At 71.2% G+C, this 22,813-nt stretch carries 20 protein-coding genes; 8 read left to right on the top strand and 12 right to left on the bottom strand.

The annotated features are described in order from the left end of the window. Positions 1–103 precede the first annotated feature (103 nt). A complete protein-coding gene (locus SMD20_RS22275; RefSeq protein WP_329584144.1) occupies positions 104–1,054 on the top strand; it encodes a hypothetical protein in 951 nt (316 codons plus the stop codon). Between the two features lie 56 nt (positions 1,055–1,110). Next, a complete protein-coding gene (locus tag SMD20_RS22270; RefSeq protein ID WP_329584143.1) occupies positions 1,111–1,704 on the top strand; it encodes a hypothetical protein in 594 nt (197 codons plus the stop codon). Between the two features lie 28 nt (positions 1,705–1,732). Here SMD20_RS22270 and SMD20_RS22265 read toward each other — a convergent pair whose 3' ends face one another. Beyond that, a complete protein-coding gene (locus tag SMD20_RS22265) occupies positions 1,733–3,025 on the bottom strand; it encodes an MFS transporter (protein WP_329584142.1) in 1,293 nt (430 codons plus the stop codon). 57 nt (positions 3,026–3,082) lie between these two features. Here SMD20_RS22265 and SMD20_RS22260 point away from each other — a divergent pair, with 57 nt between their 5' ends. Continuing rightward, on the top strand, positions 3,083–3,646 hold the full coding sequence (locus SMD20_RS22260; protein WP_329584140.1) for a CGNR zinc finger domain-containing protein: 564 nt from the start codon (positions 3,083–3,085) through the stop codon (positions 3,644–3,646). Between the two features lie 22 nt (positions 3,647–3,668). Here SMD20_RS22260 and SMD20_RS22255 read toward each other — a convergent pair whose 3' ends face one another. Further along, complete coding sequence (locus SMD20_RS22255) at positions 3,669–5,267, bottom strand: FAD-dependent monooxygenase (RefSeq protein ID WP_329584138.1); 1,599 nt, start codon at positions 5,265–5,267, stop codon at positions 3,669–3,671. Between the two features lie 122 nt (positions 5,268–5,389). Then, positions 5,390–6,670 carry an MFS transporter gene (locus SMD20_RS22250; protein WP_329584136.1) on the bottom strand — a complete coding sequence of 427 codons (1,281 nt, stop codon included), beginning with the start codon at positions 6,668–6,670 and terminating at the stop codon, positions 5,390–5,392. A gap of 25 nt (positions 6,671–6,695) precedes the next feature. Here SMD20_RS22250 and SMD20_RS22245 point away from each other — a divergent pair, with 25 nt between their 5' ends. Further along, positions 6,696–7,223, top strand: coding sequence for a CGNR zinc finger domain-containing protein (locus SMD20_RS22245; protein ID WP_329584134.1), 528 nt, complete (start codon positions 6,696–6,698; stop codon positions 7,221–7,223). Positions 7,224–7,227: 4 nt separating this feature from the next. Here SMD20_RS22245 and SMD20_RS22240 read toward each other — a convergent pair whose 3' ends face one another. The 7 genes from SMD20_RS22240 to SMD20_RS22210 form a co-directional block, all read right to left on the bottom strand. Then, positions 7,228–7,518: an MTH1187 family thiamine-binding protein gene (locus SMD20_RS22240; protein WP_329584133.1), complete on the bottom strand. Its 291-nt coding sequence runs from the start codon at positions 7,516–7,518 to the stop codon at positions 7,228–7,230. Between the two features lie 93 nt (positions 7,519–7,611). Continuing rightward, positions 7,612–7,941 (bottom strand): hypothetical protein, encoded by a 330-nt coding sequence (locus SMD20_RS22235; protein WP_091090760.1) that lies wholly within the window; start codon positions 7,939–7,941, stop codon positions 7,612–7,614. Positions 7,942–7,951: 10 nt separating this feature from the next. Next, positions 7,952–8,629, bottom strand: coding sequence for a uracil-DNA glycosylase (locus SMD20_RS22230; RefSeq protein WP_329584131.1), 678 nt, complete (start codon positions 8,627–8,629; stop codon positions 7,952–7,954). A 112-nt stretch (positions 8,630–8,741) separates the two neighbouring features. Further along, on the bottom strand, positions 8,742–9,665 hold the full coding sequence (locus SMD20_RS22225) for a carbohydrate ABC transporter permease (RefSeq protein WP_329584130.1): 924 nt from the start codon (positions 9,663–9,665) through the stop codon (positions 8,742–8,744). After that, positions 9,662–11,038, bottom strand: a complete 1,377-nt coding sequence (locus SMD20_RS22220) for an ABC transporter permease (protein ID WP_329584128.1) — start codon at positions 11,036–11,038, stop codon at positions 9,662–9,664. The genes SMD20_RS22225 and SMD20_RS22220 overlap by 4 nt, the downstream gene beginning before the upstream one ends. Before the next feature lie 12 nt (positions 11,039–11,050). Beyond that, positions 11,051–12,385 carry an ABC transporter substrate-binding protein gene (locus tag SMD20_RS22215; protein ID WP_329584127.1) on the bottom strand — a complete coding sequence of 445 codons (1,335 nt, stop codon included), beginning with the start codon at positions 12,383–12,385 and terminating at the stop codon, positions 11,051–11,053. A gap of 8 nt (positions 12,386–12,393) precedes the next feature. Continuing rightward, the gene (locus SMD20_RS22210) at positions 12,394–13,644 is read right to left on the bottom strand and encodes an ABC transporter substrate-binding protein (protein WP_329584125.1); all 1,251 of its coding nucleotides are present in this window, start codon (positions 13,642–13,644) and stop codon (positions 12,394–12,396) included. Between the two features lie 141 nt (positions 13,645–13,785). Here SMD20_RS22210 and SMD20_RS22205 point away from each other — a divergent pair, with 141 nt between their 5' ends. The 3 genes from SMD20_RS22205 to SMD20_RS22195 are packed head-to-tail and all read left to right on the top strand — an operon-like array spanning position 13,786 to position 17,281. Then, positions 13,786–14,292: a PadR family transcriptional regulator gene (locus tag SMD20_RS22205; RefSeq protein ID WP_329584123.1), complete on the top strand. Its 507-nt coding sequence runs from the start codon at positions 13,786–13,788 to the stop codon at positions 14,290–14,292. Next, positions 14,289–15,017 (top strand): ABC transporter ATP-binding protein, encoded by a 729-nt coding sequence (locus SMD20_RS22200; protein ID WP_091090771.1) that lies wholly within the window; start codon positions 14,289–14,291, stop codon positions 15,015–15,017. The genes SMD20_RS22205 and SMD20_RS22200 overlap by 4 nt, the downstream gene beginning before the upstream one ends. Then, entirely contained in the window at positions 15,014–17,281 is a 2,268-nt protein-coding gene (locus SMD20_RS22195; RefSeq protein ID WP_329584121.1) for an ABC transporter permease, read from the top strand. Before SMD20_RS22200 ends, SMD20_RS22195 begins: the two co-directional genes overlap by 4 nt. Here the strand turns inward: SMD20_RS22195 and treS are convergent. Both treS and SMD20_RS22185 read right to left on the bottom strand, forming a co-directional pair. Beyond that, entirely contained in the window at positions 17,268–19,001 is a 1,734-nt protein-coding gene (gene treS, locus SMD20_RS22190) for a maltose alpha-D-glucosyltransferase (RefSeq protein WP_329584120.1), read from the bottom strand. The two genes, SMD20_RS22195 and treS, sit on opposite strands and share 14 nt — an antisense overlap. A 258-nt stretch (positions 19,002–19,259) precedes the next feature. Next, positions 19,260–20,897 carry an asparagine synthase-related protein gene (locus tag SMD20_RS22185; protein WP_329584118.1) on the bottom strand — a complete coding sequence of 546 codons (1,638 nt, stop codon included), beginning with the start codon at positions 20,895–20,897 and terminating at the stop codon, positions 19,260–19,262. A gap of 71 nt (positions 20,898–20,968) precedes the next feature. Here SMD20_RS22185 and SMD20_RS22180 point away from each other — a divergent pair, with 71 nt between their 5' ends. Then, entirely contained in the window at positions 20,969–22,813 is a 1,845-nt protein-coding gene (locus tag SMD20_RS22180) for a hypothetical protein (protein WP_329584117.1), read from the top strand.

The following is a 22,813-nucleotide window of genomic DNA, read 5'->3' as shown; positions in this document are numbered from 1 at the left end:
CCCCGCCGCCCCGCCTCCGTCCCCGATCCTGGATCCCGCACTCACCCGCCGGGACCCCGATCCGAGGACCACGACCACGACCACGCGCCACGGAGGCACCCCCATGAAGATCATCCTCCCGCTGCCCCGAACCCTGACATCCCTGTTCGTCATCGCCGTGGCACGGCTCCCGGCTGAGCCCGGCTCACTCGTGCCCTGGCGGATCGCGCCGGCTCACCGCAGGGCGGCGCTCGCCGCGATGGGCACCGGCCTCCTGGCCATCACCCGGCACGCCACCCCCTGGAGACCGGCAGGGGCGACGCTCCCCGCCGACCACCTGCGGCGCCTGCGCCGCACCATGGCCCACCTCGTGGTCGCCGCCACCGCGCCCCCGCACCGCCTGCCCGCCATCGCGCAGACCGCCCGCGCGGTCGCCCGCGCCCTCGCCGACGCCTGCGACGGCGTCCTGATCGACCCCCTGACCGGCGCCTCCGTGCCCACCCGTGGGCGGCGCACGGACGAGCCGCCGGGTTTCGACCTCGGCGACGACTGGCTCGGCTGGGATGTCCAGGTGCACGACGCCGCAACCTGCCCGCCGTGGGACCCCGCCGACACGGCCGCCTGCGACTGCCTCCGCATGACCTCGCGCGGCCTGCGCAGGTTCGCGCTGCCCGAGATCACCCTCGACGGCGCGGCCTGCGCCCACACCCTGTGCGCCACCCACCTCCTGCGCACGGTCGCCCACCATCTGGTCGCCGACCAGCTCGCCTACCTCGCGGCCCACCCCGGCGCCCCGCACCGCCGCCTCGACGACTTCCTCCACATCCGGCCGGAGGGCGCGGGGGCGCCGTTCGGTGTCCGGCTGACCCCGTACGATGCGGGCCAGGGCGAGCTCGGCCGCACCGGCAGCATCCGCCGGCTCAAGGTCGGCCCGGCCCCTGGAGCCGGGCAGGTCACCTGCCTCAAGGTCGGCCCACCCTCGGGCTTCACCGGCTCGGTCAACGACTGGCTCTGCGCCACCCGCGGCGCCCACCACGCGACCTTGACCTCCACCCCCTCCCTGGCCGCAGCCTGATCCGGCCTGAACCACCTGGGGCGGAGCAACGTCAAAGTGACGTGATTCAGTTCGAGATGATCGACGAAGATCTGCGAACGGCCCAGCGGCGTGCACGCCGCTGGAACGAGCTCGACGAACAGCGGGAGGCGATCGCCGGCCAGGTGCGGGAGACGCGGCAGGCGCTGGACGCGATCGCGGCATGGGACCCGGAGAGCATGGCGGTGGAGGAAGCCAAGCTGAAGGCGTTCGACCGCGCGCTCGCGTCGCTGCAACGGGAGCTGGCCGAGGTCGGCCCGGCTCGTGACCTGTACGAGGAGCTGTTGCTGCGCAGGGAGCGGCGCCTCACGGAGTCGGCCGACCCACGCGGCGCCGAACTCCTGGAGCTGGGCCGGCTGCTGGCCGAGCTGAACGTGGAGCTACCAGCCCGGGAACGTGCCAGGGAGGCGGGCCGCACAGCCCTGAGCCGACCGGGCGACCGGAAGGCGATGGCCGTGTTCGTCCGCCACCTGCAGGCACTGGGGATGACGATCGAGGCCGACACCCTGTTCGGCGCACGGGGCCTCCGCGAGGGACGAACGCTGGTGGACGACCTGGAGAGCCACTGCCGCAACCTGGAGAATCTCCGCACCCGCCTCCACACCCGCCGCGAGGAGCTCCTCCTCGCGTGATCCCTCGTGAGGAGTGCTCGTATGAGGGCTAGCTTGTACGGGGCCCGGAGGTGGCGGGTAGCTGGTCGGTCTGTTCCGGGGCGACCTCCTCGATCCGGCAGACGTGCCGGGCCGGGGAGAACGCGACGGGCAGGGTCGCGAGTGCCATCAGCGCCGTTCCGGCGGCCGCCGCGCCGATCGGGCCGAGGACCGTGGCGAGGATGCCGCCGATCAGGGCGCCGATCGACAGCGCGCCCCAGGAGGCGAGGCGGTAGCCGGCGTTGACGCGGCCCCGGACGTCCTCGGCGACGGCGATCTGCCGGATGCTGGTCGCCTGCGAGTTGGCGATTCCGATGCCGACGCCCGAGACCAGGAAGGCGGCGCCCAGGAACGGGATCGTCCCGGCGGGCACCAGCGCCGTACCGAGGATGCCGAGCAGCGGGGCGGAGTTGCCGAGGACGAGGCTGGCCAGCAGGGAGCGGCCGTACCCGTAGCGCGCCGTCAACCGGGCGCTGGCCACGGAGCCGGCGAAGGCGCCCACTCCGCCGCAGGTCACGATGAGGCCGAGGACCATCGGCCCGGCCGCCGGGTCGGCGAGGACGTGGACCGCGAGGGCCAGCATGAAGATCTCGTTGCCGAAGTTCCACAGCGTGGCCTCGGCGGCGAGCGCGCGCAGGATCGGGTGCCGGAGCAGCAGGCGCACGCCGGTCTTCGCCTCGGCGAGGGCCGAGCGTCCCGACGGGGCGGCCGGGCGGGGCTCGGCCACCCGTACGCGGCTGATGAACAGCCCGGACAGGAGGTAGCCGGCCGCGTTCACGACGACGGCGATCGGCGCGGTGAGCGCCTGCACCAGCACCCCGCCGACCCCGGCCCCGGCGAGCTGGAGGGCGGACTGCGTCGCGGTGATCCTGGCGTTCGCGTCGACGAGGTGCCGCTCCGGGACGATGCGCGGCAGGAAGGCGAAGTCGGCCAGCTGGTACAGCACCGTCATGGTCCCGAGCACGGCCGTGGCCACGATCAGCAGCGGGATCGTCAGCCGGTCTGACAGGGCCAGCAGGCACACCAGGACGAGCACCGCGCCTCGCACGAGGTCGGCGCCGATCATCAGCGGCCTGCGCGCCCGCCGATCGACGATGACGCCGAACCACAACGTGACCAGGAGGAACGGCGCGAGCATCGCCGCCCTGACCCATGACGCCTGCGCGGCGCTCGCCCCGAGGGTGATGAGGGCCAGTGAGGGGAGCGCGAGCTCGCCGATCTCAGCTCCGAGCCCGGACAGCGCTCCTGCGCCCCATACGTAACGGAACGGGCGGATGCTCCACGCAGACGTAACCTTCTTCATGGATTTGAAGGTTATCCAGATAACCGTCTTCGAAGCAATAAGGGTTACGATGGCCGTATGCCTGACTCAGACCCGGCATCACCGGTCGCGTCGGCGCCGGGGGCGCTGGAGTTCGTCCGCGCGTTCGTGAACACCCGTGACGTCGAAGCCGGGACCGACCGCTTCGCCGACCCCGCCTCATGGGCCGGGTGGGCGGGCGAGCACGGCATCCGGGGCGCGACGGACGCCGAGGCGCTCGCGCGGGCGATCGACCTGCGCGAGAGCCTGCGCCAGGCGCTCCTTGCCAATCATGACCGGCTGCCGCTGCCCGCCTCCACCGCCGCGGCCCTCACCGACGCCGCCCGCCGGTCCGGCACCGCCGTCACGTTCACCCCCGAGGGCGTCGTCCTCGCCGGCCACGCGGACGACCGCGGGATGGACGCCGTGATCAGCCGGGTCCTCGGCGCGACGGCGGCGGCGCTGGCCGACGGGACCTGGGCCCGGCTGAAAGTGTGCGCCAACGACCGCTGCCAGTGGGCCTTCTACGACCACTCCCGATCCCGTACGGGCCGCTGGTGCTCGATGCAGATCTGCGGCAACCGCGTCAAACAGGCCCGCTGGCGAACCGGCCAGGCCACGTAGCGGGCGCACGGGCGGCCCGGGATCAGCGGCTGAGGATGGCGCGCAGGACCTGCTCCAGGGTGGCCAGGGGGTCGTCGGCCATGGACGGGGTGCGCCAGGCGACGTAGCCGTCCGGGCGGACCAGGACGGCGCCGTCCCCGTTGACGCCGTACCGGTCCCGCCAGCACCCCTCCACGTCCCGCAGTTCGTCGCCCACCAGCAGGCGGGTCAGTTGCACCCCGAGCCGTTCCTTCGCCATGCGCCCGGCGTCCATCCAGGCGTGACCGCCCTGCCTGTCCGCCATCAGGACGAAGCCCGAGCCGAACAGGTCGATGGTGGAGATGCGCTGGCCCTCCCAGTCGAGGATCACGTGCGGCGCCCGGCTGCCGGGACGGCCGTTCGGTACGCGGGGGTCCTCCATGATGGAGCCGTCGTCGCCGGGTTCGTCCAGGATCGCCGTGGAGTGGTAGCGGTGACCGATCAGGGCGCCGGTCGGGTCGGCGAGCGGCTCCGGGTAGCCGACGCGGGCCGCCGGCGGCATGCGTACGCCGAGGTTGGCGAGGTGCGCGTCGGCGGTCAGCGCGCCGATGGGGCGGCGCTCGGCGTCGTAGGTGTCGAGGAAGCCCGGCCCGGCCTGGCCGGTGATGACGAGCCAGAGCCGCCAGGCGAGGTCGGCACCGTCCTGGAGGGCGGTGCTGCCGCCCTGGCCGCCGGTGGGCGGCATGGTGTGGGCGGCGTCCCCGGCGAAGAAGACCCGGCCGGCGCGGTAGGCGTCGGCCAGGATGTGGGCCAGCCCGAACGTCGTACGGTCCAGCAGTCGCACGTCGAGGCCGGGGCGGCCGGTCGCGACGCGGACGAGTTCGACGCAGCGCTCGTCGGTGAAGTCGGCCTCGGTCTGGCCCTCGGCCAGGTTGACGCCGAGGACGTGCGCGCCGACGCCGGTGCCGGTCACGATGACGCCGGTGAAGGCGTCGTTCTGGAGGTACCAGAGGGTGACCTCGCGCTCGCGTACGAGGCCGCCGAGGTCGGCGTCGAACATGATCGAGCACATCTGGCCCAGCTCGCCCTTGCCCGAGGTGGGCACGCCGAGGGCGTGGCGCAGGGGGCTGCGGTAGCCGTCGGCGGCCACCACGTAGTCGGCGCGGACGAGCCGTTCCTCGCCGTCGCCGGTGCGGATGCGGGCGGTGACGCCGTTCTCGTCCTGGTCGAGGGAGCTGAGCTCGGTGGAGAAGCGCAGGTCGGCGCCCAGCTCCTCGGCGGCGTGACGGAGCACGCGCTCGATCTCGGCCTGGGGCGCGCCGATCTGGGCGGCCGGGGTGACCTCGCGGAGGAAGCTCATGTCCTCGTCCTCGCTGGCCATGATCATGTGCGGGTCGGGGTCGGCCAGGCTCTTGGCGATGGCGATGCGCATGTCGTCGCCGATGCCGGCCCAGATGCCGGAGAGGGCTTCCTCCACGCCCGGCACTGGGCGCAGCAGCTCCACGGCGCGCGGGCCCACGCCGAACGCCTTGGGCTGGATGGATGTGCTCGGATGCCGTTCGACCAGCATGACCGGCACCTCCCGCCAGGCCAGGAGCACCGCCGTACTCAGCCCCGCGTATCCCCCGCCGACCACAAGGACCGGCACTCGCTCCTGCTCCATTGCTCTCCACCTCCGTGGACGCGTACTATCGCGTTTGTGGCCGAGCGACACGATATGTCGCGTCCGTGAGACCGGTCAAGACATATCGCGAAACTGGGGGGAGTGAGGTCTTCGTACGGCCGCTACGGGCGGGGCCCAGGGGTGCGGATCGTGAGGGCCAGGGCGGTCGCGGACAGGACGGCGAGCAGGCCCCACGACGGCGCGAACCCGTCGGAGATGTCCTTGAGCAAGCCGAGGGCGGGTGGGGTGAGGATGATGGCGATCTGGTTGACGGCCATCGCGGAGCCGAGGGCGAACCCGGTCCTGCCCGGAGGCGCCGACTCGGCCAGGTGGGCGACCCAGGGGCCGTACCAGCCGATGCCGAAGAACCCGAGCCAGACGAACAGGAGGGAGGCCGCCACCGGGGAGTGCCCGGCGGGGGTGGCGAGCGCGGCCAGGCCCACGATCACCGCGACCAGGCAGGCCAGCACCGAGGTGTAGCGGCCGGATCGGTGGTGACGGCCGGATGCGTTGGAGCGGCTGCGGTCGCTCCAGGCGGCCAGGCAGATCCGGCCGGCCGCGCCCGCCGCCTGCACGGCCACGAAGACGAGGGCCGCCGTGGCGGGTGCGAGGGACGCCGTCTCGTGCAGGTGCAGCACGGTCAGGGCGCCGATGCCGCTGTGCACCGCCACCAGGCTCGTCCCGGACACCAGGATCCTGACCATGGCCGGTTCGCGCAGCAGCCGCAGCCGCCCGCCGGCCTCCACGCCGGCGCCGCGGGGTTCGGCTTCACTGGTCAGGGGGAGGGGCGGGCGTCGGCAGAAGGTCATGAAGGTGATCGCTCCCAGGGACGCGACCACCGCGCCCGCCACCAGCGTCGCGCGCCACCCGGCGGAGGCGGCCAGCGCGGGCAGCACGGCCGCCGCGAGCACACCGCCCAGCGGCAGGCCGGCCTGCCGGATGCCCATGGCGAGCCCCCGCCGGGACGTGTCGAACCAGGACGCCACCGACTTGCTGCCCCCGGGCTGGACGGTGCTGTATCCCGCGCCCACGACCAGGAGGACGAGCAGCAGGGCCGCGTACCCGGGCGCGAGGCTTCCCACCGCCAGGCTCACGGCCACCACGCAGGCGCCCGCCCCGACGACCCAGCGTTCGTCGTAGCGGTCCAGGAGTTCCCCGGCGACCAGCAGGCCCGCCAGCGGGGCCAGCTGGGCGGCCGAGAGGAGCAGGCCGAGCTGGGCGGCGCTCAGGTCCAGGTCGTCCCGCAGGTGCACGCCCATCGCCCCGATGCCCTGGACGAAGAAGCCGGAGGCGGCCTGGGTGAAGGTGGCGGCGGCCAGCACCACCCACCGGTACCGCCCAGCCTCGGCGGTCCTGCCGGCGGACGCCCGTAAGGGCCGGCGCGTTCCTGGGTGGCGGGTCATGCCGCCAGCCTGCTGTAATGGTCTTATGCATCTCAACCCTTACGGCGAGGATGCCGTCAACCTGGCCGCGGACCTGGCCAACCACCGCCCGGCGACGCCCGCGGAGCTGGCCGGCCGCTGCCGCGAGGCCGGCCTGGTGCTGGAGCGCCCGGTCACCCAGGACGACCTGGTCCGCGTGCACGCGGTCCTGGACGCCTGGGAGAAGGTCGTCGACACCGAGGACGAGCACGAGCGCGCCGCGCTGGTCAACCGCATGCTGGCGGACTCGGCCGCCTACCCCCGCATGACCGACCACGCGGGCGGCTGGCACCTGCACTACCGTGACGACCGGCAGTCGCTCGGCGCGGTGCTGTTCTCGCTCATCTCCGTGGGCACCGCGCTGCACCTGGTGGGACGGGGCATGCACCGGCTCAGGCGGTGCGCGGTCGGCGAGTGCACGGCGATCTTCGCCGACACCTCGCGCACCGGCCGGCAGCGTTACTGCTCACCGAGGTGCGCCAACCGCGACGCGGTGCGCCGCCACCGCGCGAGCCGCACGACACCCGGCAGGTAAGGCGTCAGGACAGGTGGCGTTCCAGGGACTCGATCTTGGCCGTCATGCCGTCCGTCACGCCTTCGCGCAGGTCGGCCTTGAGCACCAGGCTCACCCGGGGCGCGACCTCGGCGACGGCGTCGACGGCCCGCTTGACCACGGCCATGACCTCGTCCCACTCGCCCTCGATCGTGGTGAACATGGCGTCCGTGCGGTTGGGCAGGCCGCTGTCGCGGACCACCTTGACGGCGCGGGCCACCGGCTCGGCGACCCCCTCGCCGACGCCCAGCGGGGTGATGGAGAATGCGACGATCACGAAGCCGATCCTAGCTGAGCAGGCGAAAGGCCGGGAGAAGCGAAAAGCCACGACGCCGTCGAACGTCGTGGCCCACCGCTCACCCCGGCACGGTCACCCGTGGTCGTGGTCGTGCTCCTCGTCCTCTTCGTCGCTGAGCCCCTCGGAGGGCTCCACGCCGAGGACGGCCTCACGCGGCTCGATCTCCGCGATGTGGTCGACCAGCGCCAGCACGTGGTCCGGCTCGATCAGCCACTGCAGCGCCGAGGCGCCGGTGTCGTCGGCGTTGACCAGCTCGGCCTGCTCCGTGCGCTCCTCCTCGGTGAGGTCGGCGTCCGGGTGGCGGATCTCGGCGAGCGCCGCGGCCTGGAGGGCGTTCATGTCGAGCACCTCGACGGTCAGCTCGACCGTGAGGCGGAGGTACTTCGGTTCTTCATCAGTCATGGCGACGACTCTAGGGCAGCTTCCACTCGACGGGCGCCGCGCCTTGCCTGACCAGCAGCTCATTGGCGCGGCTGAACGGCCGGGAGCCGAAGAAGCCGCTGCGCGCCGACAGCGGGGAGGGGTGGGCGGACTCGACGCGCGGCACCTCGCCGAGCATGGGGGCGAGGTTGCGGGCGTCGCGGCCCCAGAGGATGGCGACCATCGGCTTGTTCCGCGCCACCAGGGCGCGGATGGCCTGCTCGGTGACCTGCTCCCAGCCCTTGCCACGGTGCGAGGCGGGCTTGCCCGGCATGACGGTGAGGACCCTGTTGAGCAGCAGCACGCCCTGGTCGGCCCACGGCGTGAGGTCACCGTTGGACGGCCGGGGCAGACCGAGGTCGCTCTCCATCTCCTTGTAGATGTTGACCAGGCTCCCCGGCAGCGGCCGCACGTCGGGGGCCACCGAGAACGACAGCCCGACCGGGTGGCCGGGCGTCGGGTAGGGGTCCTGGCCGACGATGAGCACCTTGACGTCGTCGAAGGGCTGGCTGAACGCGCGCAGCACGTCGTTGCCCGCAGGAAGGTATTGCCTCCCCTCGGCGAGCTCCTTGCGCAGGAACTCACCCATCAGGGAGATCTGCTCGGCGACGGGTTCGAGCGCCGCAGCCCATCCGGCTTCGACGATTTCATTCAGTGGACGACCGGCCATGGCCGTTGAGCTTATCTAGGTCTGGTACGCCTTGTGAGCCGAACGCCCGTTGACCCCCGTACCGGAATGATCACGGGCGCCCGCCCCCGTGGCGGGCGCCCGTGAAGGTCCGTCACTTGACGGAGCCGGACATCATGCCCTGGACGAAGTACCGCTGGAACGCGAAGAACAGGATCAGCGGGATGATCAGCGACAGGAACGCACCGGACGAGAGAATGTCCATGTTCGAACCGAACTGCCGCATCTGCGACTGCAGGTACTTGGTCATCGGCTGGTTCCCGGTGTCGGCGAAGACCAGCGCGATGAGCATGTCGTTCCACACCCACAGGAACTGGAAGATGCCCAGCGAGGCGATCGCCGGCTTGCCCAGCGGGAACACCACGGACGCGAAGATCTTCCACTCCGAGGCGCCGTCCATGCGCGCGGCCTCCAGCAGCGAGGCCGGGATGCCGACGAAGAAGTTCCGCAGCAGGAAGATGGCGAACGGCAGGCCGAACGCCACGTGGAACAGCACCACGCCCGGGATCGAGCCGAAGATCCCGACGTTGCCGTAGAGCACGGCGATGGGGATCAGCGCGATCTGGATCGGCACGATGAGCAGGCCCACCACGACGAGGAACGCGGTGTCCCTGCCGGGGAACTCCATCCAGGCGAAGGCGTAGGCGGCCATCGCCGCGATGCCGATCACCAGGACCGTGGTCGGCACCGTGATGAGCACGGTGTTCCAGAAGGAGGCGGAGAAGCCGCCGCTCAGCAGGTTCTTGTAGCTGGTGATGGTCAGCTCGGCCGGCTTGGTGAAGATCGTCCACCAGCCCTCGGCGCTGTTGACCTGGTTGGTCCGCAGCGAGACCACCATCAGGCCCAGCGTCGGCACCAGCCAGAACAGGCCGAGGATCACCATGACGACCTGGACGGCCCCGCTGCCCAGGCGATCGACGATCTTGCCGGCGATGCCCCGGCGGGGCGCGCCGGCCCCCAGGCTGGACGCGGCGTCGGAAGGAGCGCCGGACGGCGCGCTCGCGGTGGCGGTGGTCATGTGTTCTCCCTCCTGAACCTGCGGATGTTCATGATCATGAAGGGAAGGACCAGAACCAGCAGGAAGATGGCCAGCGCGCTGCCGAGCCCCTGGTTGTTGCCGCCGCCGAAGGACACACGCCACATCTCCAGCGCGACCACGTTCGCCTGTGGCTGGACCGAGGCCGGCGCGATGATGAACACAAGGTCGAACACCTTCAGCGTATTGATGATCATCGTCACGAAGACGACGAGCAGCACCGGCGAGAGCAGCGGCACGGTGATCTTGCGGAACACCTGCCACTCCGTCGCGCCGTCCATGCGGGCCGCCTCCAGCGCGTCACGCGGGATCGCCGCGAGACCGGCCGCCAGCAGGACCATCGCGAAACCTGCCCACACCCACACGAAGGCGCCGATGATGGCCGGCGTGATGAGGGTCGGGCCGAGCCAGGAGAGCCCGCCGTAGGCCGCCTCGAAGTTCGCCTTCGGCAGCCGCACCGTGTAGGAGCCGGCCGGCAGGCCGTCGAAGCGGAACGAGCCGTCCTCGGCGGTCGTGGCGGTGCCGGCCACCTCGTTGCCGCGCACGGCCTCGACGGTCATGCCGGGCAGGCCCTTCTCGGTGCCGTCCACCTGGCCGCTCGTGCCGCCGCCGCCCGCCGTGAAGTCGAACCACACGACGCCGGACAACGCGTTGCCCGGCTGCGGGGCCTTCGCCGGCGCCGCGTTCGCCGGCATGACCGCGGGCTTGACGCCCACGATGGGGATCAGCACCGGCTGGCCCGCCTGGGCGGGCTGCTTGGTGACGACGGCGCCGCCCTGGTCGGCGACCGGGGACTGGTCGCCCTCGCGCGGCCGGGCCTCGGGATAGCCCTGCGACGAGGAGAACGTGTCGTGCACCGTCGTCAGGATGGCGTTGGCCAGGCCCTTGTCGGGGCTCTGCTCGTACACCAGGCGGAAGATCACGCCGGCGGCCATGAGCGAGACCGCCATCGGCATGAACACGATCAGCTTGAACGCCGTCGCCCACTTGATGCGCTCGGTCAGCACCGCGAAGATCAGGCCGATCGTGGTGACGATGATCGGCGCGACGACGACCCAGATGAGGTTGTTGCGGATCGTCGTCAGCATCGCGCCGTCGGTGAAGATCGTCGCGTAGTTGCCGAGCCCGACGAATCCGGAGCCCTTGGCGTCGAACAGGCTGCGGATGATCGAGTAGACGATCGGGTAGACCACCCAGATCCCGAGCAGCAGCGCCGCCGGGAGGAGGAAGGCGATCGCGACCGCCGGCGAGGGGCCGAGGCGTCGTTTCGTCAGGGGGGTATCAGCCGGTCCGGTGGCGGCCCCGCCCGCGGTCGTCGCGGGCGGGACCTTCGGGCCGTCCAACCGTTCGGTCACGGCCTTACCTCTTTACTTCCAGGCCTTCTTGGCCTCGGCTTCGAGCGCCTCCTGGGCGCCCTTGACGTCGCTCGGCTTGCGCACGAAGTCCTGAAGGATCTTCCACTCGCCCTTGCCGTCGGTGCCGCCGAAGGCGCTGGGGGCCAGGTCGGACATGTCGTAGCGGACGGCGTCGCCGGCCGAGACGATGGTCTGGCCGAGCTGGCGGGTCAGCTCGTCGGGGTAGTTGTCGGGGGAGACGTTCTTGTTCGGGGACAGGTAGCCGGGGAGCTTGGCCCAGACCTCGCCGCCCTCCTTGGAGGCCAGGAACTGCAGCAGCGCCTGGGCGCCGGGGGAGTCCTTCATGGCCACCGCGACGTCGCCGCCGAGGACGACCGGGGCGGTGTCACCGGCCTTGGGGAAGGGGAAGTACTTGGCGTCCTCGCCGACCTTGGCGCCGGAGTTGACCGCCTCGACGGCCACGAAGTCGGCCTCGATGACCATCGCGGCCTTCTTGTTGCTGTAGACCTTGCTCACGCAGGTCGGGAAGTCCGTCTGCATGGTGCCGGAGGTGCCGTCGACCAGGAACTCCTGCTTGTCGACGATCTGCGCGATCTTCTCCAGGGCCACCTTCACGGTCGGGTCGGTCCAGGGGATCTCGTGCTTGGAGAGCTTGTCGTAGTTCTCCGGGCCCGCCGAGGACAGGTAGACGTTCTCGAAGAGGTCGGTGAGGGTCCAGCCGGAGGCGCCGCAGAGCGAGAACGGGGCCGTGCCGGAGTCGGCGATCGTCTGGGCGTTCTTGACCAGCTCGTCCCAGGTGGTCGCGGGCTGCACGCCGGCGTCGTCGAAGGCGGGGGCGCGGTACCACACCAGCGACTTGTGCGCCGCCTTGATGAGCACGCCGTAGACCTGGCCGCCGGCGGAGCCGAGCTCCTTCCAGTACGGCGTGTAGTTGGTGTCGATCTCCTTGATGACGTCGGCGCTCAGCGGCTTCAGCGCGTTCTGGTCGGCGTACTGCTGGACCAGGCCCGGCTGCGGCAGGATGGCGACGTCCGGCGGGTTGTTGCCCTGGATGCGCGGGCCGAGGTAGGCGCCGGTGTCCTCACCGGTGGAGGCGTAGGTGACCTCGGCGCCGGTCTTGTCGGTGAACGCCTTCAGCACCTGCTCGAAGTTCTTCTGCTCGGCGCCGGTCCACTTGGCCGCGACCTCGAGCTTGACGCCCTGGAGGGACTTCTCGCCGCCGGCGGCGGAGCTCGCAGGGGCGGAGCCCGACGCGGCGGGCTCCTCCGTCGTGGAGGGCGCGTTGCCGCACGCGGCGACGGCTATCGCGAGCCCGGCCAGGACTGCTGCTGCTCTGGCTGTGCGCATGGTTTGCCTCACTGGGTTCTGATGATCTCGTCGAGTTCGGATTTCATCGAGACCGCGGCGTCGGCCGCGGACTCAGGGGTGGGGGTGCCGAGGGCCTTGGCGACCGAACTCGCGATCACCAAGCTCAGCTGGTTGTAGTTGGCGCTGACCGGACGTGCCTTGGCGGCGAGGATGCTCTCCTTGAGCACCGGCAGGTACGGAAAGCGCCTGATCAGGTCGGGGTCGTCGTAGAGCTCGGTCCACACCGGCGGGAAGGATCCTTCGGTCAGGACGCGGCGCTCGTTCTCCAGGCTGGTGAAGTAGCGGATGAACTCCTGGGCGGTCTGCTGGTGCCGGGAGAAGGCGCTGACGGCGAGGTTGGCGCCGCCGAGCGTGCTGGAGCCGGGCCCGTTCAGTCCGGGCAGCCTGGTGACCGCGATCTTGTCGCCCAGCTCGACCCGGGCGGGGCCGTAGGCGTGGGGCCAGTTGCGGGCGAAGGCCAGCCGTCCCTCCTGGAAGGCGAGGCGGGTCTCCTCCTCCTTGTAGCTCAGCGACTCCTTGGGGATCCAGCCCTCCCGCAGGCCCTGGAGCAGGAAGTCGAGCGCGGTCTCCGCCTTGGCCGGGTCGAGGGTCACCCCGGTCCCGTCGCGGTTGAGTATCTGGCCGCCGGCCGACTGCAGGGCCTCGGAGAAGTTGACGGTCAGCCCCTCGTAGGCTAGGAACTGCCCGGCGTAGCCCTTGACGTCGTGCTTCTCGGTGATCTTCCGTGCCTGGTCGCGGAGCTCGGCCCATGTCCTCGGCGGCTTCTTGACCAGGTCGGTCCGGTAGTAGAGCAGTCCCGCGTTGCTCGTGTACGGGACCGCCCACAGCTTGTTCTTGTAGACGGCCGTCTCCACGACGGGCGGCAGGAACCTGTCGAGCGGGAAGAGCCCGCGCTCCAGGGGGATGATCCAGCCGTTCTCCGCGAACTCGGCAGTCCACACCACGTCGAGCCCGAGCACGTCGTAGCGGCTGCTCTGGGCCTGGAGGTTGGCCACCATCTGAGCGCGCTGCTCGTCGGCGGCCTCGGGCAGCTCCAGCAGCGTCACCTTCTCGGCCGGGTGGGCCTGGTTCCAGCGGTCCAGCAGGGGTTGCAGGTACGCCGTGGTGTCGCGTCCGGTGGCGAAGGTGATGGGACCGGTTCCGCCCGTCGCCGACTCGCCGCCGCCCTTGTCGCCCGCCGCCGCGCAGCCGGCCGTCGCCAGGAGCACGGCCAGCATCAGCGGAAGCGGACGGATCACTCTGTTTCCTCCGTGTTCAACGGGGTTACATACGTGTTAGGTAGATGCATTCATGTTATGCACACCTGTAATCTGAAGGTCAATGGATAACCGAGTAACGCGTTCGTAACACGCGTTCCCATACGCCCGGGGAGGTGAGGCGTGCGGCTTCACCTGCTGGCGCTTCTGGCGAAGGAGCCGGCTCACGGCTATGAGCTGAAACAAGCGCTGGAGCAGACCTTCGGCAGCGCCTACCCCTCCCCGAACATCGGGCAGATATACGTCACGCTGGGCAGGCTGGAGAAGGACGGCCTGGTCAGGGCCGTCGACGTCGAGCAGTCCAACCGGCCCAACAAGAAGGTCTACTACCTGACCGCCAAGGGCCGCGAGCTGCTCGAGATCTGGGTGGACGAGCCCACCGAGGGCCCCCGCGTGCGCGACGAGTTCTTCATGAAGCTCGTGCTCGCGCCGCTCACCGGCATCGCCGACCGGATGGCGCTGATCAGCCGCCAGCGGCGTCACTACCTCGGGCTCATGAGCGACCTCAACGACCTGTTGTCCCGTACGCCCCCGACCGACCGGGTGGCCCTGCTGCTCATCGAGGGGGCCATGCTCCATCTGCAGGCGGATCTTGACTGGCTCGAACGGTGCCAGGAGGATCTGGCATGACCTCCGTCATAAAAACGGTCAATCTGGTCAAAATCTACCAGGATGGGGCTCTGCCCGTGCCCGCCGTACGCGGTGTGGACCTCCAGGTCGAGCCAGGTGAGTTCGTGGCCGTCATGGGCCCCTCAGGGTCCGGCAAGTCCACGCTCGTCCACCTCCTCGGCGGCCTCGACACCAGGACGAGCGGCGAGATCTGGCTCGACGGCAAGCGCGTCGACACGCTCTCCGAGAGCGCCTGGGCGGTGCTGCGCCGCAGGCGCATCGGCTTCGTCTTCCAGTTCTTCAACCTGGTCGCCAACATGACCGTGGGCGACAACGTCGAGCTGCCCGCGCTGCTCGCCGGAGCCTCGCCCAAGGTGGCCCGCGAGCGGCGCGAGAGCCTGCTCGCCGCGCTCAACCTCACCGACCGCGCCGACGCCGCGCCCGCCCAGCTCTCCGGCGGCGAGCAGCAGCGCGTCGCGCTGGCCAGGGCGCTCGCCAACCAGCCAGCCCTGCTGCTGGCCGACGAGCCCACCGGCAATCTCGACAGCCGCAACACCCGCGACGTGCTGCGCCTGCTCGGCACCGTGCACAAGGAGGGCCAGACCATCGTCATGGTCACCCACGACGCCCGCGTGGCCAGCCTGGCCGACCGGGTGGTCTCCCTGTTCGACGGCGAGATCGTCGACGACGGCCGCATCGCCCGCCGCCGCACCGGCACGGCCGGCGAGGTGATCGACCTCAGATGAGCACCGCACTCGCGGGGAGCCGGTGGATCAAGGCCGACCTGCGGGCCAGGAAGGGCCAGGCGGTGCTCACCGTGCTGGCCGTGGCCGGGATCGTGGCCGCGCTGATCACCGCGGCGACCCTCCTGGAGGAGGGCACCAACCCCTGGCGCAGCCTGTTCGCCAGGACCGACGGCGCCCACGTCTGGCTCTACACCGACGACAGCCCCGACGTCTCGCTGACCGGCATCGACGGCGTGACGCGGGTCGCCGGCCCCTACCGGTCGGCGCCCGTCACCGTGGCCCAGGACGGCAAGAAGGAGCCCGCGGCGCTGCGCGCGATGCCCGCCACGCCGCCAGGGGTGGCGCATCCGGTCGTGGCCGAGGGCCGCTGGCTGGACCCGTCCCAGCCGGACGGGGTCGTGGTCGAGCGGTCCTTCGCCGAGTCGCTGCGGCTCCGGGTGGGCGCGCCGTTCACGATCATCGCGCTGAGCGGCGGGCGGCACACCCTCTACGTACGCGGCATCGCCGACTCCGCCGAGCAGGGCTTCTACCCGCAGTGGACGCCCGGCCTGGCGTACGTGCTGCCCCTCATGCTCGACCGGATCGAGCCCATGCTGGGCCGCAGCGAGTGGGTCACCGGGCTGCGCCTGGCCGACCCCGACGCCACGCAGGTCGTCTCGCAGCGCGTGGTGGTGATGCTGGAGGACAAGCTCCAGCGGGTCTACACCTGGCGTGAGGTCAGGGCCGCGATGGAGCTGGACAACCGGCTGCTGGGCACGCTGCTCGCGCTGTTCGGCGCGGTCGGGCTGGTGGCCGCCGCGCTGGCGCTCGCCAACGCGGCCGGCGGCCGGGTGCTCGCCCAGCTCCGCGACCTGGCCACGCTGAAGTCCCTGGGCTTCACCAGGGGCCAGGTGGCGCTGCTGCTGCTCGTGGAGCACGGCGCGCTCGGCCTGCTCGGCGTCGTGGCCGGCGCGGTCGCCGGCTGGGGCGTGATGGTGCTGATGCTGGGCTCGACCTCGGTCGCCCCCGCGCCGATGCTGGCCATCGTGGGCGGCACGGCGCTGGTCGTGCTCGCCGCCGTCGGAGTGCCCGCCTGGCGCGGCGGGCGCACGCCGCCGATCCCCGACGCGCCGTCCGCGCCGCCGCGGGGCCGCCTGTCGCGGCTGGCGCGCCTGGCCCTCCTCGTACGGCTGCCGCCGGCGCTCGTGCTCGGCACCCGCGACGCCTTCACCCGGCGGATGCCGGCGTTCCTGACGGCGTTCGGGCTGGCCGTCCCGATGATGATGATCACCATCGGGCTCGGCGTGTGGGCCACGCTGGACGACTTCGCCGACCATCCCGAGCAGGTGGGCCAGCACGCCTCGCTGTACGTCCGCGCGGGCAAGGTCGAGCCCGCCGAGGCCAGGCGCATCGCCGAGCGCGACCCCGGCGTGGCCGCCGTCTACCCGGGCACGGAGGTCAACGCCCTGTCGCCCGGCGAGGCCCGGTCCGTACGGGTGCGGGCGATCGGCGCGTCGTCCACGCCGTACCCGTTCCCGGTGGTCGAGGGGCGGATGTACGGCCGTCCCGGCGAGGCCGTGGCCGGGCAGGGCCTGCTGGACCTGCTGGGGGTGGAGATCGGCGACCGGGTGCGGCTGACCGTGGGCGGCACGCCGCTGATCGTGCGTATCGTCGGCCGCAACGTCGAGCCCGACCAGGACGGCGAGGTGCTGTCGGTCGGGCTGGACAGCCTGTCGGCGAAGGACGCGGTGCCCCCGGAGTTCTACGCGCTGGCGCTCAAGCCGGGCGCGGACACCGCCGAGGTGCGCGGCAGGCTGCTGGCCGAGTCGGGCGAGGGCCTGGAGGTGCAGGAGGCGGTCAACCCGGCCGACCGGCTGTCGGTCATCCGGGTGATCATCGTGGCGCTGATCGGGGTGCTGGCCCTCATCGGGCTGGCCAACCTGCTCACCGCGAGCGCGCTCGGCCTGCGTGACCACGCCTTCGACCTGGCCGTGCTGAAGGCCATGGGGCTGACGCCGCGCCAGGTCATGGCGACGCTCGTGACCGCCACGGGCCTGCTGGTGGTGCTGGGGGTCGGCGCGGGCGCGGCGGCGGGGATGTCGGTGGTGACGAGCCTGATCGACCTGCAGGGTCACACGAGCGGGGTGGGGGCGGGCATCGGCCGCGCCCCCTCTGCTCTGACCCTGACGATCGCCGTGCTGACGGCCGTGGGCACGGCCCTCGCGGTCGCGCTCATCCCCGCCCGCCGCGCGGCCCGTGCCCAGGTGCCCGTCACCTCTCGCTGACGACCTCGGCGGACTCCCTGCGGGCGGCCGCGCCGCGCTTGAGGCTGAACCAGTAGAAGCCGTGGCCGGGCAGCGTCAGCAGGTAGGGGAGCTCGCCGATCGTCGGGAACTGCACGCCGCCGCGCGCCTCCACCGGCGTCATCCCCTCGAACCTGCGCAGGTCGAGCTCCACCGGCTGCGGGTACTTCGACAGGTTGTTGACGCACAGCATCACGTCGTCGCGCTCCTCGCGGATGAACGTGAGCACCGACGGGTTGGACGACCACATTTCCGTGTAGGCGCCGGTGCCGAACACCGAGTGCTTGCGCCGGATCTGCAGCATCCTGCGGGTGAAGTGCAGCAGGGAGCCCTCGTGGCGCTGCTGGGCCTCCACGTTGACCGCCTGGAAGCCGTAGATCGGGTCCATGACGGCCGGCAGGTAGAGCCGCCCGGGGTCGGCCGTGGAGAAGCCCGCGTTGCGGTCGGGGCTCCACTGCATCGGCGTGCGGACCGCGTCGCGGTCCTCCAGCCAGATGTTGTCGCCCATGCCGATCTCGTCGCCGTAGTAGATGATCGGCGAGCCGGGCAGCGACAGCAGCAGGGCCGTGAACAGCTCGATCCGGTCGCGGTCGTTGTCGAGGAGCGGCGCGAGGCGGCGGCGGATACCGAGGTAGGCGCGCATGCGCGGGTCCTTGGCGTACTCGCTGTGCATGTAGTCGCGCTCTTCCTCGGTCACCGTCTCGAGCGTGAGCTCGTCGTGGTTGCGGAGGAAGATGCCCCACTGGGCGTGCTCGGGCAGCTTGGGCGTGCGCGACATGATCTCGGAGATCGGCTCGCGCGTCTCCTTCTTCACCGCCATGTAGATGCGTGGCATCAGCGGGAAGTGGAAGGCCATGTGGCACTCGTCGCCGCCCGTGGTGGGGTCGCCGAAGTACTCGACGACGTCCTCGGGCCAGCCGTTGGCCTCGGCCAGCAGCACCCGGTCGGGGTAGAGGCGGTCGACCTCGGCGCGGATGAGCTTGAGGTACTGGTGCGTCTCCGGCAGCCCGGAGCAGGCGGTGCCCTCCCGCTCGAACAGGTAGGGGACCGCGTCCAGGCGGAAGCCGTCGATGCCGAGGTCGAGCCAGAAGCGCAGCACCTCCAGCATGGCCTCCTGCACCGCCGGGTTGTCATAGTTGAGGTCCGGCTGGTGGTGGAAGAAGCGGTGCCAGTAGTACTGCTTGCGCACCGGGTCGTAGGTCCAGTTGGACTCCTCGGCGCCGATGAAGATGATCGGCGCGTCGGGATATCCGGTGGGATCGTCCGACCACACGTAGAAATCGCCGTACGGGCCCTCGGGGTCGTGCCGCGAGGCCTGGAACCAAGGATGTTTGTCGCTGGTGTGGTTCATCACGAGGTCGGTGATGATCCGCAGGCCCCGCTCGTGGGCGGCCTCGATCAGCTGGATGAAATCCCCGAGATCTCCGAAGTCAGGAAGGATCTTCATGTAGTCGGAGATGTCGTAGCCGCCGTCGCGCAGCGGCGACTCGTACAGCGGCAGCAGCCACAGGCAGTCGACGCCGAGCCATTCGAGATAGCCGAGCTTCTCGATGAGCCCGCGAAGGTCGCCGGTGCCGTCGCCGTTGGAGTCCTTGAACCCCCGGACGAGGACCTCGTAGAACACCGCCCGCTTGTACCAGGCTGGATCTTCGGAGACGAATGCCTCGGAGATCGGCTCCGGCGTTGGGGATGCGTTGATCATATGTCGCTCACAGGAAGAGATGTGGGCAGGACGAAGTCACCGGTTCCCCGGCGTTCTTAATTGGTGACCGCGCCGCCTGGAGTCGTCATCCCTGCGAACTCCATGCCCTCGAACGAGACCGGATTTGTGATCCGCTGCCCGTTTGTGCGGCGCTTACGGGCCGAACACTACCAGCCCGTCGGCTTTCCGGAACCCGCTTCTGCTGTGCCGGGTGTAATACCCACGAGATCCGTATGTAACCACGTTGTTACCGAGAGTTCATGAGAAAGGTGGGACCAGGTCGGCGAGGTCGTTTTCGAAGTCGCTCAGCCAGAGTCCGAAGAGTACCAATCCACGCACCCAGAAGCGGTCGTTCCAGCCATTGAACCTGGTGAGTGCGTCCGGGCCTCCCGCCACCACCTCGTGCAGCTCCTCCGACAACAGCCCCGGCACCCGGCTCACCAGCGTTTCCAGCATGCTGTGCGCATAGTTTCGCGCCGGTGCCGCCGTGGAACGCAGCGGCACCCGCTGGAGCGGCTGCTTGACGACGTTCGTGGAAGGAAGGGCCGCCACCCGCGGATTGGCCGCGTGCAGCACCTCACGGTAGAAGCGGCCCTTGTCCTTGCGGGCCACCCCGACGGAGAGCGCCGCGTCGAAGAAGTCAGGGTGGATGAACGGCGCGGCGAACGACGCCTCGGGCCCCACCAGGTTCACCGCCGAGCGCGCGATACCCCGCACGGTCCTCGTGTGCAGCACCGACAGCGGCAGCTCGGCCCGGTGGCCGTGGAGCATGGAGGTGGCCGCCGCGAACTGCTCGCGCACGCTCTCCTCCATCCACTCGGCCGCCGCCTTCGACAGGAACGGCCGCGAGGGCGCGCCCAGCGACAGCGACCCCAGCACCGCCGCCGACCGCTCGGCCTGCGTCCGGGCCTCCAGCGCGGCCCCGCTCACCATGAAGTTCTTCAGCAGCGGCCCGCCGGCCAGGCCGTCCACCAGGATCCGGCCCGCGCCGTGCACCTCCTTGGCGAAGGGGGCGTACCAGGCGTGGTGCGGGGTGAGGTACTCCAGCCTGCGGGCCACCTCGACGGCGTCCGCCGGGTAGTCCGCCGGGTCCTGGGTGATCACCCGGTGCTGGATGCCCAGCTCCTTGGTGATCGCGCGGGCGAAGGCGATGTCGGTGTCGGTGCCGTCGTCCGGGCTCGTGGTCCACGACTCGACGTCCGCGCCGCGGGCCTTGGCCACGCTCGCCAGCAGGCGGGAGTCGTAGCCGCCGCTGACCGGCACGAGCAGCTTGCGGCCGTCGTACTCGGCGTAGACCTGGTGCAGCAGCTCGACGATCTCGGCGGGGCTGGTCCACGCCTCGTACGGCTCGGTGCGCAGCCAGCGCGGCAGCCGCCGCTCGACCGACACCCGGTCGTGCCGCCACACCAGCGCGCTCGACCCCGGCAGCCGTTTGACCTCGGTGTACGGCGTCGCCTCGCCCAGCGGGAACGTCACCTGGAGTATCGAGGCCCAGGCCGACCAGTCGATCGCGATCGGCACCAGGGAGAGCAGCGGCTGGATCAGCGAGGAGAAGTAGACCGCCTCGCCGAGGCGCACGTAGTAAAGGTCCACCAGCCCGAGCGCCCCCGTGTGCAGGGTCACCTGGGGGCCGTCGCCGATGAGGCCCGGCGTCTCGTACGTCTCGGCCACCGTCATCCAGTCGTCGGCGGCCGGCGGACGGCGCTCGCCCCAGGCGAACGCGTACGAGTCGGCCGCGCGGTGGTAGGGCGGCAGCGGCGCCGAGCTGAACAGCGCGGCCTCGGGCGTCTGGAGCGCCGGGCGCACCCGCGGGCCCGCGCCGGTGAGCTTGCCCACTATGGCGGTGTCGATCCGGCCGAGAGCGCCGCAGACGTAGGGCCGCACGTTGAACTGCACCGGATCTCATCCCTTCGAGCCGCTTCTCGCAAAAGAGTATCCTTTGCCAGGCTGAGGAAGCGGAGGTCGACTTGTCCACTGAGCTTGAGAGCACGCGCCGGGCACTGCGAGACGCGGTGGCGCAGGCCGAGCGCGCCGCCGAGCTGGCGAGGCTGCTCGACGCCGCCCAGGGGCGGCTCGCCGAGGCCGAACGCAGCGTGGAGGAGGCCAGGGCGCTCGCCGAGCGGCTGAGCGAGGCCGAGGCCGCGCTGGAGACCGAGCGGGCCGCCGCAGACAAGCTCCGCAGGGAGCTGGCCGAGCAGCGCTTCCAGGCCGAGGTGGCCAACTGGAAGCTGTCGTCGATCAAGGTCGCCCGCTGGAACCGGCTCGGCGACGCGATCAAGAGCGGCAAGAGCAACCCGGTCCGGCTCGCCAAGGGCCTGCGGACGGCCGCCAAGCCGGTCAAGCGGCCGAGCGCCCCCAAGCGCAAGCCCGTCACCACCGCCGCCGGCAAGGAGGAGCGGCCCGGGGCCGCCTTCCAGGCGACGACCTCCACCCGCACGCTCGGCGGCGCGTCCTTCAAGCTCAAGCCGTTCCGGGTGCCGACCGGGCCCAACACCAGGCCGCACATCACCGCCGCGGTGATCGCCGACCCGCACGCCGAGGCCCTGCTCCGCTACGAGTGGCGGCAGACCACCGGTTTCACGCCCCGCGACTTCGCCCGGGTGCTCCCGCTGGAGGTGCCTCACCTGCTCGTGGTCGAGTCGGTCACCGAGGGCCCGTGGGCCGAGGAGATCACCGGCGAGCCCGGCGAGGGCATCCGCGCGCTGCTGGCCTGGTGCGCCGAGCGCGGCATCCGCACCGTGTTCTGGCACACCAAGGGCCCTCTCGACGCCTACGCCGCCACCGCGCAGCTCTTCGAGCACCGCTTCACCAACGACCTGTCCGTGCCCTGGCCTCGGCTGCAGTACGGCGTCCAGCCGCGCGTCCACAACCCGCTGCCCCTGGCCGGCGGGCGCATCGACCGGGTGCTCACGCTCGACCAGCTCCTGCCCGGCCACCTGGCCTACCCCGACGTGCTGACCTCCTACCGGTGGCCGGCCGCCGCCGACTGCCCGCCCGGCACGCCCCAGTGGCGGCTGGCCGAGATCGCGGCCTGCGGCACGCCCATCGGCACCGAGGCCGACTCGCGGCGGGCGCACGTGGCGCTGCGGCGGGCGTACCAGATGGGGACGATGACCGAGCGCGTGGACGAGATGCTGGAGACCGTGGGGCTGCCCAGCGCCCGCGCCACGCTGGAGACGTCCGTGCTGCTGCCGATCACCGGCCCGCACCTCATCGAGCACGGGCTCGCCCAGGTCGCCAAGCAGACCGGCGTGGCCCAGGTGATCGTCATCGGGCCGCCCGAGGCCGAGCTGCGCGCCCGCGACGTGCTGCCGGACCTCGACGTCGTCTACCGCCGGCCGCAGCCGTCCATGAGCGAGGGCGCGATGCTCGCCGCCGGGCTCGACCTGTGCGAGGCCGACCTGGTGGCGGTCATGGACCCGCGCGACGTCTACGGCCCTCACTACCTGGCCGACCTGCGGCGGGCGTTCCTGTTCAGCACCGCCGACATCGTCGGCAAGGCCGCCTACTACGCCCACCTGCGCAAGCCCCAGGCCACGCTGCTCAAGCAGCCCGAGGCCGAGTACGCCTACCTGCCGGAGATCGCCGGCGCCACCCTGCTCGCCCGCAGGAACGCCCTGCGCGAGATCGGCTTCGCCGACCTCAGCGAGGGCTGGGACGAGGTCATGATGCGGCAGTGCCGCACTGACGGGATCAAGGTGTTCTCGGCCGACCGGTTCGGATATGTACGGGTGCGCGACGAGGACCGCTGGCTGCTCGGCGCCGCTCACCTGGTCGAGTACGGCTCCGCCGAGCCCCACGCGCTCATCTAA

This window comes from Nonomuraea sp. LP-02 (genome assembly GCF_036289125.1).
Taxonomy (GTDB): Bacteria; Actinomycetota; Actinomycetes; order Streptosporangiales; family Streptosporangiaceae; genus Nonomuraea; species Nonomuraea bangladeshensis.
This window is presented reverse-complemented; position numbering and strand designations above follow the sequence as displayed.